This window comes from Saccharibacillus sp. CPCC 101409 (assembly GCF_030518235.1).
Classification (GTDB): domain Bacteria; phylum Bacillota; class Bacilli; order Paenibacillales; family Paenibacillaceae; genus Saccharibacillus.
Genome location: NZ_JAULSA010000003.1, coordinates 221,780 through 238,370, shown reverse-complemented (window position 1 = coordinate 238,370; position 16,591 = coordinate 221,780). Strand labels below are relative to the sequence as shown.

Annotated in this window: 12 protein-coding genes; 3 read left to right on the top strand and 9 right to left on the bottom strand. The window is 55.0% G+C overall.

What is annotated here, in order from left to right; genetic code table 11:
• Nucleotides 1–51: 51 nt before the first annotated feature.
• The 3 genes from QWJ34_RS08950 to QWJ34_RS08940 are packed head-to-tail and all read right to left on the bottom strand — an operon-like array spanning nucleotide 52 to nucleotide 4,729.
• The gene (locus QWJ34_RS08950) at nucleotides 52–678 is read right to left on the bottom strand and encodes a hypothetical protein (protein WP_302727075.1); all 627 of its coding nucleotides are present in this window, start codon (nucleotides 676–678) and stop codon (nucleotides 52–54) included.
• Entirely contained in the window at nucleotides 675–1,427 is a 753-nt protein-coding gene (locus QWJ34_RS08945; RefSeq protein ID WP_302727074.1) for a DUF4391 domain-containing protein, read from the bottom strand. Before QWJ34_RS08945 ends, QWJ34_RS08950 begins: the two co-directional genes overlap by 4 nt.
• Entirely contained in the window at nucleotides 1,424–4,729 is a 3,306-nt protein-coding gene (locus QWJ34_RS08940) for a helicase-related protein (RefSeq protein ID WP_302727073.1), read from the bottom strand. Before QWJ34_RS08940 ends, QWJ34_RS08945 begins: the two co-directional genes overlap by 4 nt.
• A 219-nt stretch (nucleotides 4,730–4,948) precedes the next feature.
• On the opposite strand from QWJ34_RS08940, the gene QWJ34_RS08935 reads away from it, so the two are divergent.
• Nucleotides 4,949–5,518, top strand: a complete 570-nt coding sequence (locus QWJ34_RS08935; protein WP_302727072.1) for a UbiA prenyltransferase family protein — start codon at nucleotides 4,949–4,951, stop codon at nucleotides 5,516–5,518.
• A gap of 178 nt (nucleotides 5,519–5,696) precedes the next feature.
• The gene (locus QWJ34_RS08930) at nucleotides 5,697–6,614 is read left to right on the top strand and encodes an aldo/keto reductase (protein WP_302727070.1); all 918 of its coding nucleotides are present in this window, start codon (nucleotides 5,697–5,699) and stop codon (nucleotides 6,612–6,614) included.
• A 184-nt stretch (nucleotides 6,615–6,798) separates the two neighbouring features.
• Here the strand turns inward: QWJ34_RS08930 and paiA are convergent, their stop codons facing one another.
• Nucleotides 6,799–7,317, bottom strand: coding sequence for a spermidine/spermine N(1)-acetyltransferase (paiA, locus tag QWJ34_RS08925; protein WP_302727069.1), 519 nt, complete (start codon nucleotides 7,315–7,317; stop codon nucleotides 6,799–6,801).
• A 51-nt stretch (nucleotides 7,318–7,368) separates the two neighbouring features.
• On the bottom strand, nucleotides 7,369–7,821 hold the full coding sequence (locus tag QWJ34_RS08920) for a MarR family winged helix-turn-helix transcriptional regulator (RefSeq protein WP_302727067.1): 453 nt from the start codon (nucleotides 7,819–7,821) through the stop codon (nucleotides 7,369–7,371).
• Between the two features lie 231 nt (nucleotides 7,822–8,052).
• Here QWJ34_RS08920 and QWJ34_RS08915 point away from each other — a divergent pair, with 231 nt between their 5' ends.
• The gene (locus QWJ34_RS08915; protein ID WP_302727065.1) at nucleotides 8,053–9,081 is read left to right on the top strand and encodes a CdaR family transcriptional regulator; all 1,029 of its coding nucleotides are present in this window, start codon (nucleotides 8,053–8,055) and stop codon (nucleotides 9,079–9,081) included.
• Nucleotides 9,082–9,102: 21 nt separating this feature from the next.
• Here the strand turns inward: QWJ34_RS08915 and QWJ34_RS08910 are convergent, their stop codons facing one another.
• From QWJ34_RS08910 to QWJ34_RS08895, 4 genes are all read right to left on the bottom strand, one after another.
• Nucleotides 9,103–12,543, bottom strand: coding sequence for a DUF5704 domain-containing protein (locus QWJ34_RS08910; RefSeq protein WP_302727063.1), 3,441 nt, complete (start codon nucleotides 12,541–12,543; stop codon nucleotides 9,103–9,105).
• Nucleotides 12,543–13,760 (bottom strand): S-layer homology domain-containing protein, encoded by a 1,218-nt coding sequence (locus QWJ34_RS08905; protein ID WP_302727061.1) that lies wholly within the window; start codon nucleotides 13,758–13,760, stop codon nucleotides 12,543–12,545. The genes QWJ34_RS08910 and QWJ34_RS08905 overlap by 1 nt, the downstream gene beginning before the upstream one ends.
• A 311-nt stretch (nucleotides 13,761–14,071) precedes the next feature.
• Complete coding sequence (locus QWJ34_RS08900) at nucleotides 14,072–15,214, bottom strand: glycerate kinase family protein (RefSeq protein WP_302727059.1); 1,143 nt, start codon at nucleotides 15,212–15,214, stop codon at nucleotides 14,072–14,074.
• Between the two features lie 53 nt (nucleotides 15,215–15,267).
• Nucleotides 15,268–16,563, bottom strand: a complete 1,296-nt coding sequence (locus QWJ34_RS08895; protein WP_302727057.1) for a GntP family permease — start codon at nucleotides 16,561–16,563, stop codon at nucleotides 15,268–15,270.
• Between the last annotated feature and the right edge of the window lie 28 nt (nucleotides 16,564–16,591).

Below are 16,591 nucleotides of genomic sequence, written 5' to 3'. Positions count from 1 at the left end.
ATTCGCCGTCTTTTCTATATTGTAGCGAGAAGAACATTCTCGAATGTTCTTCTAATTCCGTTCCCTCCCCCGCTTCCACTCCAGAATCTTACCGGCATCTTCCGCTGAAATGCCTTCGGGCCCTACAACAGCAACCAGTTTCCCGCCCGCTGTAAGATCCGCTATGGTTTGGAGCGACGTTTCGGCAGGTTCGCTTTTGAATTTTTCAGGCATTTGCATCACTCCCATATACCGGTTGAAAGGCAGTTCCATAAGTCCCAGCTTTCTATAAAACGCATGCAGAATCGGGTGCCCCATACACTGCAGTGCGATAAAATAATCATATCCCCATTCGTAACTTCGACTGCATGTGTAAGCCAGAAGACTTTCAACAACATGATCGAAGTCCGGATCGCCGCTTTCGTCGAATCTCCGATTATGCGCGGCGCTCTCGATCCACAAAACGAACAATCCTTCCATATCCGGCTGGTTTCGGTATACGACAATCCCTTCGATCCGATCGCTGTTCCGAAGCGTCATCTTAACCGGAAAAACATCCGGTTTATCCAGGTAGGCCGCCCAGCGTCTTGCTCCGAATATCCAGCCGCCCCGGCGTACGGTCAGCAGCGGAAGATCTTCTTTCGTCAGCGGGGCGAACTCGACCGGGCAGAACTCCCCCGTTTGTTTATTCAGAATCAACCAAGTTCCCCTCCCGACAGCGAAGAATCTCCATTCCGCAAAGCAGCCAGTTCTTTCCGCTTCCGCTGCAGCTGCATATTCAGCTCCACCTGGCGGTTGTACTGCTTTTCTTTGCGCACTTTCGTTTCCAAACGCAGACACTCCCGGCCCAGCGCCTCGATCCGGCTTTTGCGTTCCAGCAGTTCCTCCAGCGGAAGATTGTCGGCGAGCGAAGCAGGCGTCTGCGCCGAAGCGGACTCGCTCGAAGTTTCGCTTTCCCCCGTTATCGACACAAGACTGCGCACGATATGCTCGTACACCGCCTTCAAATCCAGCCCATGCAGCACTTCGAACTCCGCGCCGCCGGCTTCGCCGTCCTCCGGCCGCCACTGCGATTCGTGATACGAACGCACAACGGCCCGGTTCTCGTCCGATTCGCTGCGCTCCTTGTACGCAATCGCAAGCTTGCTCTCCCGCCCGCAGCGCAGCACGTACAGGATCGGATACGGAATCGCGCGGTCGATGCCGCGCAGGATCTCCGGCGAATACTCCCGCTGGCGCAGTACTATCTCAAAAATCTGGATTTCATCGATTCCGTCCCGCGCTTCCAGACGTATCGTTGCGGGCGAAAGCTTGTGCTTCCAGACCACGGAATCCACCTGACGCGTGAACAGCTCTTTCAGGCCGGAGTCGGCATGCAGCTTCTCGTAAAATTTATTTTTCGGAATCTTCTTGTCGACAAGGGTGCCGGACGGCAGTTTCAGCTTCATGATGGTGTCTCCCGTTCAGTCGATTCTGCTGCGGCTTCCATATCCCGAATCACCACAAAGCTCAGCAGCTCGAAGTCCTCCAGCCCGCGGATGGAATCCAGCAGCGCCGTCGTCCCGCCCGCGCTGAACAGACTGTCGAGATCGCCTTCTTCCTTGACCTGGACGATCGAGAGAACGGCTTCTTCCAGCAGCCGCGAGTAGCGGCGCATATTGCGACCGTCGCGCGTTTCTTCGTTGAAGTCCCGGCATGCGGCTATCACAGGTTCGACCTGGCCCCGGCAGAGCGCCCGCAGCACGTCCAGCGTTTTTTTGACATCGAGATGATTGGTTACGACTTCTCCGTTCTCTCCGATATAGACCAGGTAAAAAGGATGCAGCCGGTTCTGGCGCTTCGCGTCGAGCTCCTGGTCGATATTGCGCAGCACGTAGATCACGCCCGGGCGCGAAATGCCTTTGCCGCCGTCTGTCCCCACTACCGCGTGCAAGCCTCCCGGAACGCTGTCCAGTCCGCCGTTTTCTTTGACGTAGCCCACCAGATCCATCCGAAAATCGTTCAGCCCCAAATCGGTAATCGATACGCCGGTATCCATCTCGTCGAGATCGACCACTTCTTCCTGCAGCCGGTCGAGCTGGCGTTTGCGGTATTCGAGATCGCTCGAACGATTGAACAGCACATTGTCGTCTCCGGTCGCCGTCATATCCATGATGACCATCCGATTCTCGACGCGCGCTTTCAGATTGATATACTCGTCCAGCGACAGGTCCGGCCAGAAATTGACCAGTTGAATCTGCTTATTGCGCGAGCCGATCCGGTCCACCCGTCCGAAGCGCTGAATAATCCGTACGGGGTTCCAGTGAATATCGTAATTGACCAGATAGTCGCAGTCCTGCAGATTCTGACCTTCCGAGATGCAGTCCGTGGCGATCAGCAGGTCGAGTTTGCGTGTTTCGAGAGGCATCGTCAGATGTTTTTCTTTGGAACGCGGGGAGAAGCAGGTCAGCAGAGTATGGATATCGCTGCGCAGTCCCGCCGTATTTTTATTTTCGTCGCTGCCCGTAATTTTCGCGCTTTCGATTCCGTATTTTTCTTTCATATAAGACGACAGGTGCGTGTACAGATAACCGGCCGTGTCGGAAAAAGCGCTGAATACGATCACTTTGCGATTGCCTTCGTTGATCGGTTCCCGTATTTTCTTGTCGATGATTTCTTTGAGCACGTTCAGCTTCTTGTCGTGTTCCGGCGTCACTTTCATCATCTCGTCCAGCAGCTCCGCAAGAATATGCCGGTCGTGCTCCAGATCTTCTTTCCAACGCAGCAGATCGATATCCGCCAGATTGATCTTGACGTTCTTCCCGATACTGAACTCGTCGTCGAGCCAATCGTCGTTATCCAGATCCGCTTCTTCCGGTTCCGAATATTCGACCGTACCGTTTGTTTCGGCCGCTTCGCCGCGGCTGCGCTCGTACTCGTCCGCCCGCTCCAGATTCCGCTCCAGATTGTCGACGATCTTGCCCAGGGTCAGGCGAAACGATTCCACCGAGCTTTCCAGCCGCTTGAGCAGGTTGATCCGCATCAGAATCTGCAGGCTGCCTTCACGGTCGATCTGCCGGAAGCTTCCGCCGCCTCCTTTGACCCGGGTATCGTACAGATTCTCGTAGAAGCTCATCCGGCTCGGTTGAATATATTGAAACGGCGCGTAAATCCCCAGATTGATCTTGGACAGCTCGGCGAAGATAGCCTCGTATTCCGGCACGCCTTCCAGCTCCGTAATCGCGCAGTACTCGGATAACGGAACACGCCGCTTCGGAAACTCGCCGATCTCCTCCGTGTCGTAATATTTCTGGATATGCGTGCGCGAACGGGCGATGGTCAGGCTGTCCAGCAGCTCGAAAAAGTCGAAATCCAGCATCCCCAGCAGCACCGGCGTCGTCCGCTCCTGCGCATCCAACTTCGACCATTGGTTGAACGCCGATTGGGCGCGCCGGAAAATATCGTCGATGCCGCGATCCGTGTCCAGCCTGGCGTTGATCTGCTCCGGATCGCCTTCGTAAGCCAGCGCCAGCTGGTTGCGCAGATCTATAAAGCGGTTGTTGACCGGCGTGGCCGACAGCATCAGCACTTTGGTGCGAACGCCGCTTTTGATCACTTTGTTCATCAGCTTCTGATAGCGGGTTTCTTTATTTTTCTTCGCCTCGTTGTTGCGGAAATTATGCGACTCGTCGATCACCAGCAGATCGTAGTTGCCCCAGTTGAGCCGATCCAGCGGCATGCCGTTGGAGTACCCGCGATCGCGAGACACATCCGTATGGTACAGCACGTCGTAACGCAGCCGGTCCGCCGCCAGCACATTGTTGTTTACCGGCTGCCGGTAAGTCATCCAGTTGTCGCCAAGCTTTTTGGGACAAAGCACTAGCACCGACTTGTTGCGCAGCTCATAGTATTTGATCACGCCAAGCGCGCTGAAGGTCTTGCCCAGACCAACGCTGTCCGCCAGAATACAGCCTCCGAATTTCTCCAGTTTGTTGATCGATCCGATAACCGCGTCTTTTTGAAACGGATACAGACGGTTCCAGATCGCGCTTTCCTTAAAGCCGGTCGCTTCGTTGGGCAGCACGTCTTCGTTGAGATCGGACAGAAACTCGTTGAAAATATTATAGAGAATCGCATAGTAAACGAACTCCGGCGAGTTTTCTTTATACACGGACGAAATTTGCTCGGCTACCTGCTGCGTGACGTCTTCCAGTTTGTTTTTGTCGTTCCAGACCTCATCGAACAAACCCATGTAGACGCCGGTCGCTTCCGCCTCGTCGAACCGATGCACGAGACTTGCGAGCGCGCCGCCTTTCTCGTAACCGAGCTCGACCGTGCCGAAGCCGTTCAGCGGCGTATAGGTCAGCGCTTCGCCTTCCGATTGCACGTTCAACATACCCGGCATGGAAGCCTCGGTCCGGTTGGACTTGAATTTCACCTTTCGTCGAATCCATTCTCCGCATTCTCTCGCTATTGCTTTTTGATTTAGCTCGTTTTTTAGCCGGATTTCAAATGCAGTCCCGTATAAACTGTTTTCGCGGCTTCGTTTGGGGATATAGAATTCGCGTTTTTCCCTGCCGACCGCGTCGGGAACGAATGTGGGTGAAGTAAACAGGAAGCGGACTTCGTCCACCTGTTTCAGTTCTTTCATCAAAGCCTCGTAAGCGTACAGGGAAAAATAAGACGCGGCGATCGACACCTTACTGCCTTTGCCGAGTGTCTGCTTCAAGTCGTCACCGAGTCTTTCGCTGATATTATTGATGATTTTCATTTATTCCCACCTCTTATACATATACTAAGGTTTTAAAATCCCGTATTGCAAGTACTCGATGAGAAATTGAAAAATTAACACTCGCGAGAGTTAGGCTTATAAACCGGCTTTGCTCTTTTACTTTATTCTTTTATCCAGGTTCATATGGTTCCCTTCTCCGTGCAGGTGTTATAGGAAGGTAGTCCAAGAATTTCACGGCAAGAAAGGAGTCCTGCGGAAATGAGCTCCACCTCCCGGCTTGTGCTCAAAAACGGTCTGCTGCTGATCGGCATCTGGGGCGCCGTCTCGTATTCGGCGCCGCCGCTGCGGCTGGCTTACGTGCCTTTCGCAGGCGAGTGGCTGAGCACGTTTCCGTCCACGTTCGCGCTGGGGCTCGGCGGAGCCTGGCTGCTGCTCGGAAGCCTGCCGGAATGGGCGCTGCAAAATGCCTGGGTCAACGCCATGTACTGTATCGCCTGGGTAATGGTGCACCATATCCCCGACCTGGAAGCGGACCGGAACGCTTCGCCCGTCAAGCGGACCAGCGTCGTGTGGGCGGCAGAGCGCTTCGGCATTGCGTTCGCCCGTCTGCCCGGTCTGCTGTATTTTGCGGTCATCGGCGCTTCTTCCGTCTGGCTTGCGGCGTCGGGACGCTTCGTCGGCGCAGCCGGCGTGCTGATCGCGTCCGCTTTGTCGATCTACTGGCTGGCAAAAGCCGATATGCAGGATGCCGCGTCGGTCACTTCCTGCGAGAAAAAGATGCTGCTGACCGCGATTCTTCTGGCGGTCTGGCTGGGAATTTTCCATTAAAGCAAGAATATTCGCCAAAAAAGCCCGTAAGCCGTCCCGCTCTCTTGAAAACGTTTTATTTTTATGTCAGACTTGTTATGCCTTTAGTAACGCACGCGCCCTGAGGCGGCAGCAATCCCAATGAAACAGACGATTGGCATGGAGCCAAACCCGTTAAATATGAGGAGGAAGCGCAGTCATGAGAACGATGAAACTCGGAAGCAGCAATCTTGAAGTTCCGGTAGTGGCCGTAGGCTGTATGCGCATCGACGGCTTGGAGAAAAAGGAAGCGGAAACTTTCGTACAAACGTCCCTGGACGAAGGCGCGAACTTCTTCGACCATGCGGATATTTACGGCGGCGGCAAATGCGAAGAAATCTTCGCAGAAGCGGTACATATGAACCCGTCCGTACGCGAAAAGCTGATTCTTCAATCCAAATGCGGCATCCGTCAGGGCCAATTCGATTTCTCGAAAGAGCATATCCTGTCTTCGGTCGACGGCATCCTCAAGCGGCTGAACACCGAATACCTCGATATCCTGCTGCTGCACCGTCCGGACGCCCTGGTTGAGCCGGAAGAAGTAGCGGAAGCGTTCGACCAGCTCGAATCGTCGGGCAAAGTGCGCCATTTCGGCGTCTCCAACCAGAAGCCGATGCAGATCGAGCTGTTGAAAAAATTCGTGAAGCAGCCGATCGTCGCCAACCAGCTCCAGCTCAGCATCACGAACGCCAATATGATTTCCAACGGCGTCAACGTCAATATGCTGATCGACGAGTCGGTGGACCGCGACGGCAGCATTCTCGACTACAGCCGCCTGAACGATATCACCATCCAGCCGTGGTCGCCGTTCCAGTTCGGATTCTTCGAAGGCGTATTCCTGGATAACGAAAAGTTCCCGGAACTTAACGCGGAGATCAACAAAGTCGCCGAAGATCACGGAGTCAGCAACACGACGATCGCGATCGCGTGGCTGCTGCGCCACCCGGCCCATATGCAGCCGGTGACGGGCACCATGAACCTCCAGCGCATTAAAGACTGCATCAAAGCGAGCGAAGTGCAGCTGTCCCGCGAAGAGTGGTACGGCATTTACCTCGCGGCGGGGAATAAGCTGCCTTAAGCGATAGATTCGAACGTTTTGCTCTGATGCGATCGAACGGAATAGACCGGAAAACAAACGGCTTCGCCCATCAGGCGAAGCCGTTTTAATTTATCTTCACTTTGAATTTCAACTAATTATAATCTGGCGGCGCACTATCGAAGACAGCATCAGATAATATACGATTCGACTTTTCCCGCAGCGTTCAATCCAGCGTCTTCGTCAGGATCAAATCCGTCTGCTCGTCGTCGCCCATCCAGAACGAATGCGCGCCGGTCTGGACAAAGCCCATTTTTCGATAAAACGCCAGCGCGTTTTCGTTTTGTTCCCACACGCCCAGCCAGATCTTCGTTTTGCGTTCGGCCGCGGCTGTTTCCAGCGCTTTATTCATCAAATATCGGCCCAGTCCTTGTTTTTGAAACCGGCGGCCGATATAGATTCGCTCGATTTCAAGCGCGTCTTCGCCCATGTTCTCCGACTGCGCCTCGCCGGTGTTCAGTTTCAGGAGTCCGGCCGGCGCCTTATCGACAAGAATAAAAAAGAATTGCGAATGCGGCTCGGACAGCTCCGACTCCAACTGCCGGGCGGCGAATGCTTTATCCAGGTACTCCCGCATATTCTCCGGCGAATTCCGGTCTGCGAACGTGTCGCGGAACGTTTCGATACTGATTTCTCTCAGCTCATGCAGATCTTTGAGGCCGCACGGCACGATTTCGATCGTCATTTCACTATTCATCTCCTCGACTCCAAACGATCATTTCCGATTACGACAGATTCAATAGATTCTTTTGTTTCCTTTTTTGACCGATTCCCAGTCGACTTCCACGTTTTTTCTGGCTTTTTGCAGCAGTTGAAAAAAGACTGCCGCTTCTTCGCCGGAGAACCCGTTCAGCGCGACCCGGTTAGAATGATCGTTTTCTTTTTTAATGAACGGATAGACCTGCTCGCCTTTGCTTGTCGGAAACAGCTTTTTGATCTTGCGGTTCCGCTCGTCTTCCCTTTTCTCGATAAAGCCGTTTTGTTCCAGCTTTCCTACAGCCCGCGAAGCGGTGGTGCGGTCCACTTTGATCATCTCGGCCAGCTTTTCCTGAATGATTCCCGGATGCTCGCAGATTCGCACCAGATACAGATACTGTCCTTTGGTGAGGTCGTATTCTTTGAATTCCATATTGCTGATCGAGTCCAGCGCTCTGGCGATCATTCCGATCTCGCGCAGAATTTCCTGCATGGCGGCCAGCTCCTTTTGTGCACGGATTGTCAGTCACGACTTCGGTTAGATGAAATCCTATAATATTTTTATTGCATTTGCAACAAAAAATTCAGCAATAACGAATAATCTGGGCAGCGGGGACTTTTTTAGAGCGATATTCATAAAGTCACTTTATCCCGCCTGAAAAACAGGTATACTATTTATTCATATGCACAATATCAATCGGCAGATTTAAGAGGAGGATCGCGGATGTTTCAGCTCTCGGAGAAGCAGGCCCAGGAGATTGTCGACAAGATGATGCGGGACATTCCTTACAATATCAATATCATGAACGACCGGGGCGTGATCGTGGGCAGCGGGCGGCCGGACCGGGTGGGAACGGTGCACGAAGGAGCAGTTCGGGCGCTCGCCACGGGCCGTATGGTCGAGGTGCGCGAGGACGGCCGTTTTGAGAAAAAAGGCACCAACGAGCCGATCGTAATCGGCGACAAAAGAGTCGGCGTAATCGGCATTACCGGCGAGCCCGACGAGGTGCGGCCGTTCTGCAATATCGTGCGCACGACCGTGTCGCTGCTGATCGAGCAAAAAACGGCGCTGGAAACCCTGGCCCGGGAAGTCAGCCGGCGCGCGGCGTTTATCCGTATGCTGCTGGAGCATCGCGGTCCGTATACGCAGAAGATCCGCAAAGAAGCCGCGGTTTACGGAATCGACCTGGCGCTGCATACGACAGTGCTGCTGCTCACCGGCTTCGAACCGAACGAAGAGTCGGCTCCGCTGCTGCTGCGGGCGCCTTCCTTTGCGCCGGAAAGCGGCGTCCATCTGCTTCTGCTGCAAGGAGACGGCGCGGCCGAACCGCTGCTGGAACCGCTGCTCAAGCGGCAGCCGCGCGTACGGGCGTCGTCGGGACGCCGCGAAGCGCTGGTCGCCGACAGCTATGCCCAGGCTCGGGCCGCGATGAACGTGCGGCTCGCGCTGCGGCCGTCGGCGTCCTTTCTGCGCTTCGAGGACGTGGAGTTCCTGGCCGGCCTGGGACAGGCCGATCTGCCGCCGAGAATAGGCGCCGCGGCCCGGCTTGAAGATTACCCGGACCTGCTGGACACGCTGCGCGTGTTCATCGGCCGGGACGGCAGCATGTCCGCTTCGGCGGCGGAACTGAATATCCACCGCAATACGCTCCAGTACCGGCTCGGCCGCATCGCGGAGCTGACGGGCAAAGATCCGCGCCGTCTGCTGGAGCTGTTCCAGCTGGTGCACGATCTGTTGGCGGAAAGCCGGTAGACGGCCGATCCGCTTACAGATTTAATGCGGAACCTGAACTTCAAAGTCGTCTTTATAAGACTTATCGGCGTTGAAGAATACGATATCTCCGTCTTTTAGCGAAAACGCGTTTCCCCACGAATCATTGACGCTGCGCTTGAACCCTTCCAGGCTCCACTGGTTCATCAGCGGCGCGTTGATGTACTGCAAATGCGGATCTGCGAGGTCGCCGTTTTGGATGCTTTCGATATTGAAGTTCAAAATAATATAGCCGTCGCGCAGGAAAATCGGGTCGCGCTTGGTCAGTCCGCGGTGCGTCCGGCCGTATTCGGCCAGGTTGGTGCCTTTCGCCACCACATAAGGATCGCCCGGCAGACTGTATTCCCCGTACCATTTCTGCACCGCCGCGTTTGCGCGAGCGTAATCGACCGACGCCGGCAGATGGCTTTTCGGCCCGATCAATGTGCGGATCTGCTCGGGGAGCAGCAGCAGATCGAAGCCGCCGACCGGCGTTTTGAGCTTGGCGAAACGATGAATATAATCGCCGATATATACCTCCCGGCTCACCCCGTTCATTTCCGCAAAGCCGTAATCGTGCTCGTATTTGTACCGCGCCGTATCGGTCATTTCCTCTTCCGGCACATTGCGCAGCCGATCGTTCAGAATGACATAGCGCTCCTGCGTATCTTCCGGCGAACCGACCTGGATGAACGTCCGATGATCGTCGTTGTAATACAGATCGACCGGCGTTTGGGTTTTGCCGTCCCTGCTGACGAAAGTGAAGCTCGGCGTGATGCGGATTCCGTCCTGCTTGCCGAACATATTCCCTTTCGTTTTCAGGTCGAACTTGACGTGGTAGCCGGTCTTGACCGCGATATTCTTCATTCCCTGGAGCGGATTGCTGCCCGGCAGGATCGGGAGCGTGAACGGAGCGGCGCTGCCGCGCGCATCGCCGTCGATGCCGAGCAGCCCGGTCCAGTAGGTACTGCCGGTGTGCGTCGCGCTGCCTTCCATGGTGCGGAAAACACGTTCCCAATTGTAATCGGCGATATCGGTGATGTGGAAATCGTACAGCCGGCCGATCACTTCCACGTCTACGGTGTCGACTGCGGCATGGTTGTTCAGATCCAGATTGGCATCCTGCTGGTACGGCAGATTGTCCGGCGCGTTTTCGGCGATATTGCGGAAATACACCTTGTAGTCGCCTTCGTCGACCCAGACCGGGAGGAAGAACGTCGTATCGAGCTGACTGATCGGAATATCGATCCAGGTGTCTTTGGGATAGAACGTCGATTGGTCGGCGGTATAGACATCAAACGGGAAACGAACCTGTTTGGCGCGGAAGTATTTTGCATAATCGCGACTGCCGTAACCCGGATAGTTCGCGTGCTGTCCACTGGTAGGCATCGTGATTGTAAACGGCCGATCCAGGATAAAGGCTGTACGGCTGTAATTAGGCGTAGTTTTCTGGTTATGTGCGGCATCGTCGGATGCCGAGGAATAGTTGACGACCGGTGTATGTACGGTGACCGGGTTGATATTTGGAATCGGGTACGTGTCGCCGGCCGGCGCGTTGTAATTGGCGCTGACGCCTTTGTACGTGAGCGCACCCATGCTGGCTGCGGCGTATCGGTTGGTTTTGGTGTTTGGAATCATGTGGTTGGGACTGTACAGCACGTCCCGGCTTGTTTTTTGCGGGTCCGGCACGGCTTTTGGTTCCTGTGTTTTTTTATCGACTACGGCATCATCCATAAGAACCTGGCCGTTGAAGGTCAGCCGATCGTTATTGACTTTGATTTCTTTGATTTTAGCGCTGGTCTCACTCGTATATCGAATTTGTTCATTCGGAATTTCCGGCGGTGAGGTAGTGCCGGTTAGCGTTTCGGAGTCTGCCCAGTTACCCGGTCCGGGATCCCCGACGGCGTTTCCTTTTCGGGTCAGTGTAAGATTAGGCGGGGTATACCCGCTCGGTGTAAGCGTGATTTGTTCGCCGCTGAACGCATAGTTTTGCAAGACAGCGTTATCGATTTGATAGACGCCCAGTTTATCGACGACCCAATACGAGCCGTTACGCTCGAGATGTGCCGGATAATCCCGGGTTTCGCTGCTTCGCTGTTCGACACGTTCCGGAGGACCCGGTGTCCCGTCCGGTTTGGTTGTCGGCGTTTCTTCATACCAGACCAGATTATACGTTTTGGTTACGGTAATATCGTAGGTGCATGCAGTAAGCTTCTCCTGGTATTTGTACTGATGCAAATAACTGTTGGCCAAAACATTCCCGTATAGACTTTCCGATGTTGGAATCCCTTGCAGCACATCGAAGATCTCCCGGTCCCGCTGATCGGCTTTGATTACGGCGCTGGCTTCAGGGATCATTTTCTGTCCTTCCATCGTGCGGCCGTTTTGCGTCGAACACTCGCCGCGAGGCGGTTCGGGTTCGTGCGTATCCGCTTCGGTGTAGACCCAGTAATGATCAGGATATTGGTAGGTGAACGTTGTTACAGTAAATTTGTAAGCGGCGTAGTAAAAGGCCATAGCCTGCGCATTTGGATTATTATCTTTGTACGGGACCATTTCGTCGTCAGGTCCTTTTTTGGTATAGTATTTTGGATTGCCGCGTTCATCGTGATCTTGGGTGAAGGTAATTGCGGCGAAATCCAGATCCCGTGTTGCACCCGGCGTTTCTTTCGGCATAAGCCCGACGAGAATGGATTCGATTTGTGTTGACGGATGCGCTGTACCTTTCATATCAACATCACCGGTTAATTTAAGATCACCTGTTTTTACTTCTTGGGTATAATCCACTTCAACTTTTGCATTTGGCAGCAACTGCGGATTGTTGGCCTGCACGATCGCGGTCCGATCATCCAGGAAGGTTTTAGGGAAGGTGAGTTTTGACCCATCTACGGTCGTTTCAAATTCTTTGGATCTTGAATATTTGATAGTCATTCGAATTTGTTTACCCGGCACGGTTAAATAATCTGTTCCGCCAATCGGTTCTTTGGGGACGGTTATGTTTCCGTAGGCGTCCCAGGTGCCGCCCTGCCCGTCAGCGATCCAGCCCTGCCCGATAGTACGGGTCCAGGCCATCCAAGAGCCCGCGGCGTTGTTATCTTTAGAAACGACTTCGATTTTTTCGCCATCAAACGTTTGGGTTCCGGCGTAGCTTTGGGCATTGACTTCAACTGTTTTAACCTGCTGGTTGCCTTTGTAAAATACGATTTTTTGAATTTTGTTTCCTGTCCCTGCATTTTCATTGATCGTTGTAGTAGACGCTTTGGGTGTTTTCCCAAACATTAACGCCTTTTTGCTCGGATGTGTTGTGGGTGCGTCCGATCCGATGTAACTGAGCTCTTTTTTGACCGGTGCGGCTTCGACCTGACTGCCTATAGGAAAAAAAACACCCAACACACTGCACGCAAGGAGAAGTGCAGTGAGTCCAACAAACGTAAATTTCTTTTTTCGTTGCCGGTTTGCATGCATTATTGAATACCTCGAAGACTGAGCAGCTCACTTTCTTTGAATTCGCTGCCGCCGATCGGAACTTGCAGAACGATTTCGATGTTGTGCCCATTTTGCATCGTGCCGGTTTTGGGGATAATCACGGCTGGGATATCCGAAGGTAGGGACCGGTTGCGATAAATACGGGCAGTCTGATTGAGTTTACCAGCAAAGAAAGACTGCATGTCTGTGTTATGAAAACCTTGAAGGTTGAATTGCAATTCTTTTTGAGCACCGTATTTATCTGGATTTTTATTGAATGCCGGTTGGCCTTTAAAGTACAGTACATACGAATTTTTGTTGTCTTTGACAAACAGGTCTTTTGTGCTGGCTCCGTTGTTGTACCATTTCAAAGTGTCGATATTGCCGAGCAGCCCACGATTCGGATCGTTCGGATCAGCCAGATCGATTGCGACCAAAGCATCGAGTTTACCTTGATATTGACCGTCTTTGGACGTGAAGACCATCTTCTTTTCGTTCCACATTTCTTCGATCGAACTTTTACCTTCGCTTTTCCAATCCGATTCCGGCGTAACGAATTTCTCCGGCATCACTGTGAAGATGTTCGTCCCGTGCCACAGAATTTCGGCTGCGCCGACTGCGTAGCGATCGGCCGCCAGCTTATCGCCAGCGTTTGCTTTCAGAATTCGTTCGATAATCACGACGGCCTGTGCACGGGTCGTCAGACCTTCCGGTGCGAGCTGCGCTTTGCCGACGCCTTGGATCAGGCCGGATTTCGTTGCGAGATACATCCATTTGTCGGACTCGCCGGTTTTCTCGCCGATCGCCCGGGCTGCGACCCGAGCCATTTCGTCGCGCGTCATGACTTTGTTCCAGCCGGCGTCGTTGTTCGAAAAATCAGCGCCGGCATACAGACCGGCTTGGGTCGCGGCATCGACATACGGGACGTACCATTTTCCGGATGCGGCCGGCGCGTCGAGATTCAGAGCCGATACGACCATCTTCACGAATTCCGCGCGGCTGACACTGGCGTCGGGTTTGAACGTGCCGTTGGTGTAGCCGTTCACGTAGCCTTTATCGACGGCTTTCTGAATAGCGCCAGCCGCCCAATGGGCCGGTTTGATATCGGAGAAATCGCTCTTTGCCGCGTAGGCCGAAGGCGAGGCTTCCCCAATCCCGCTTACTGTCAATGCCGCTGCCAACATCATTCCTAGAACCTTTCCGTAGCTCTTGCTCATCTTTAGACACTCCTCTTTTTGGTTGTATTTAATTTTTATTCCTAAAGAAATCCATATTATTCATTGTCTCTCGGTTGCTTGTTTTAGAAAAGACCTAATTTTCACCAACCGCAAGAATTAGTCTTCCTGCATTCACCGGAAAAACAACAAAACGCGGACGTCCTTCTCCCTCACAGGAAAAGTTCGTCCGCGTTCTTCGCGAGTATGAAATACTGTTACGTTCAACTTAAAACATCCATAGTTAAAAAGCAAGCTTTTTACGGCTCGACCGAAAGCGAAGGGTCCGGTCTTTTCCGTTTAACATCCGATGCTCAATCCGCGAACTTCAATACGCGCGCGATATTCTCGCACGTGCGTGCCACGTTCTCGGGTCCCGCCGCCAGCAGGTCCGGCAGCTCGCCCGCGCCCGGCACGATGCCGAACACGGCGTCGATGCCTTCCTCGTACAGCTTGTCGATCCCGTCCCCGATGTAACCGGCGACCGCGATCACTTTCTTCCCGGCGCGTTTGGCCGCGGCGGCGACGCCGTGCGGAGTCTTGCCGAACTGCGTCTGGAAGTCGATGCCGCCTTCCCCGGTGAAGACCAGATCGACCGCCGCCGCTTTGCGTTCGAGCTGCGTATAGTCGAGCACGATCTCCACGCCGCGGCGCAGCTCGGAACGGGTAAACACCAAGAGCCCCGCGCCGAGTCCGCCCGCCGCGCCCGCTCCGGGCACCTCGCGCACATCGCGGCCCAGCTGCTTCCGGATCGTTTCCGCGTAATGCGCCAGATTCGCGTCGAGCGTGCCGACCATCTCCGGCGTCGCGCCTTTTTGCGGACCGAACACCGCCGACGCTCCCTGCCCGCCGCACAGCGGATTGGTCACGTCGCAGGCGACGACAATCTCGACTTCGCTCAAGCGCGCATCCAGTCCCGACGTATCGATCGTGTTCAACCGGGACAATCCGCCGCCGCCGCGCGGAATCTCTTTACCGTTCTCGTCCAGAAACTTCGCGCCGAGCGCTTCCGCCATGCCCGCGCCGCCGTCGTTGGTCGCGCTGCCGCCAATGCCGATCAGGATGCGGCGCACGCCGCGGTCCAGGCATTCGCGAATCAGCTCGCCGGTGCCGTAGGTCGTCGTGACCAGCGGGTTCTTCGTTTCTTTGGTCACCAAATGAATCCCGCTCGCCGACGCCATCTCGATCGCCGCCGTTTCGCCGTCGCCCAGCAGTCCGAAACTCGCCGTCACCGGCTGTCCCAGCGGACCCGTGACTTCTTTCGTATGCAGGCTGCCGCCGGAAGCGTCGACCAGCGACTGCACCGTGCCTTCGCCGCCGTCGGCCATCGGGACGTGGATAAATTCGGCGTCCGGGTAAACACGGCGCAGCCCTTTTTCCATCGCGATACAGACTTCCTTCGCCGTCATGCTCTCCTTGAAGGAGTCGGGGGCCAGCAGAAATGTTTTGCCGCTCATCGAATCACTCCGTTTCCGTTAATCGTTTGCTTATCCAGAAATCATCATAACTTTTAAAAAATAAAACCGTACAGAATCGTGGCGACAATCGTCATCGTGCCGCCCACGATCGCTTCGTAAGGGATAAGGCCCATCCGCTGGCGGATGGTCATCTTCATCGCGTCGGCCGTAACGTGGAAATAGTTGCCCTGCGGCAGCGAATCGATTACGGTCGCGCCGGTGTGCACCATAACGGCCGCCGCCAGCGGAGCCGTGCCCATGTTCAGGATCGCTTCGCCGAACGAGCCGGTCGCCAAGATGACGCCCGTCGAAGTCGAAGCGGTCGCCGCCGCCATCAGGATACCGGAAATCGGCGCGAGGAACGTGCCGGAGATGCCGGAAGCTTCGATCAGCGATACCACCTGCGACGACAGATCGGAAGCCGAGATCAGCCCCGCGATGCCGCCGGCGCCGATCAGGATCAGCACGGTCGCGGTCATTTTGCTAAGGCCCGACGACGTATATTGCAGAATCTTGCCGCCCTGCCGCATCGCCAGCATCCCGATAATGCCGGCCAGCGGCAGGATGTACATCGCGTCCACTTTGAAGCTCGCCAGCGCCTGGATGCCCGAAATGGAACCGATCGGGTTGATCATCAGCAGCACGACCGCGACCAGAGGAGCCACGATCGCCCGGCCGAGCGGCGGATACTTCGACATATCGACTTCGCCGCCGGGAATCTCGTTGTCGGCGACTTTGATCCCTTTGTTCTTGAGCAGCGAAGCGACGAGCACCGTTACGGCCAGACCGCACAGCGCCGGCACCAGCCCCGCCAGCATCACCCGGCTCAGATCGAGATCGAAGCCGCGCGCCGCCGCGATCGTATTCGGGTTCGGCGAGATGATATTGCCCGCTTTGCCGCCGCCCGACAGAGCCAGCAGCAGCGCTACTTTCGAGATGCCCATCTTATTGCCGACCGACAGGGCGATCGGCGCGACGATCAGCACGGCGACCGGGATAAACACGCCCACCGCCGTAATAATCATGGTCGCCAGCGACAGCGCGAGAATCGCCCGGCTGCCGCCGAATTTGCGGACGATGGCCTGGGCGATCGTTTCCGCCGCGCCGGACTCCATCATGACGCCGGCCAGCACGCCCGCCGCCAGCACCCGCAGCACCGTGCCCATGACGCTCTGCGTGCCGTTTACGAGCACGCTGACCGTCTCTTCTAGATTCGCGCCTCCGATTAAAGCGCCTACAATTGCGCCCAGAAACAGCGCGTACACCGGATTAAGCTTCCGCAGGATCAGAATAATCGCCAGGGCAAGCCCGATTAACGCCCCGATCCAGCTGATTGTCAGTCCATCCATCTTGCATCCTCCCACCAATCGCATACTG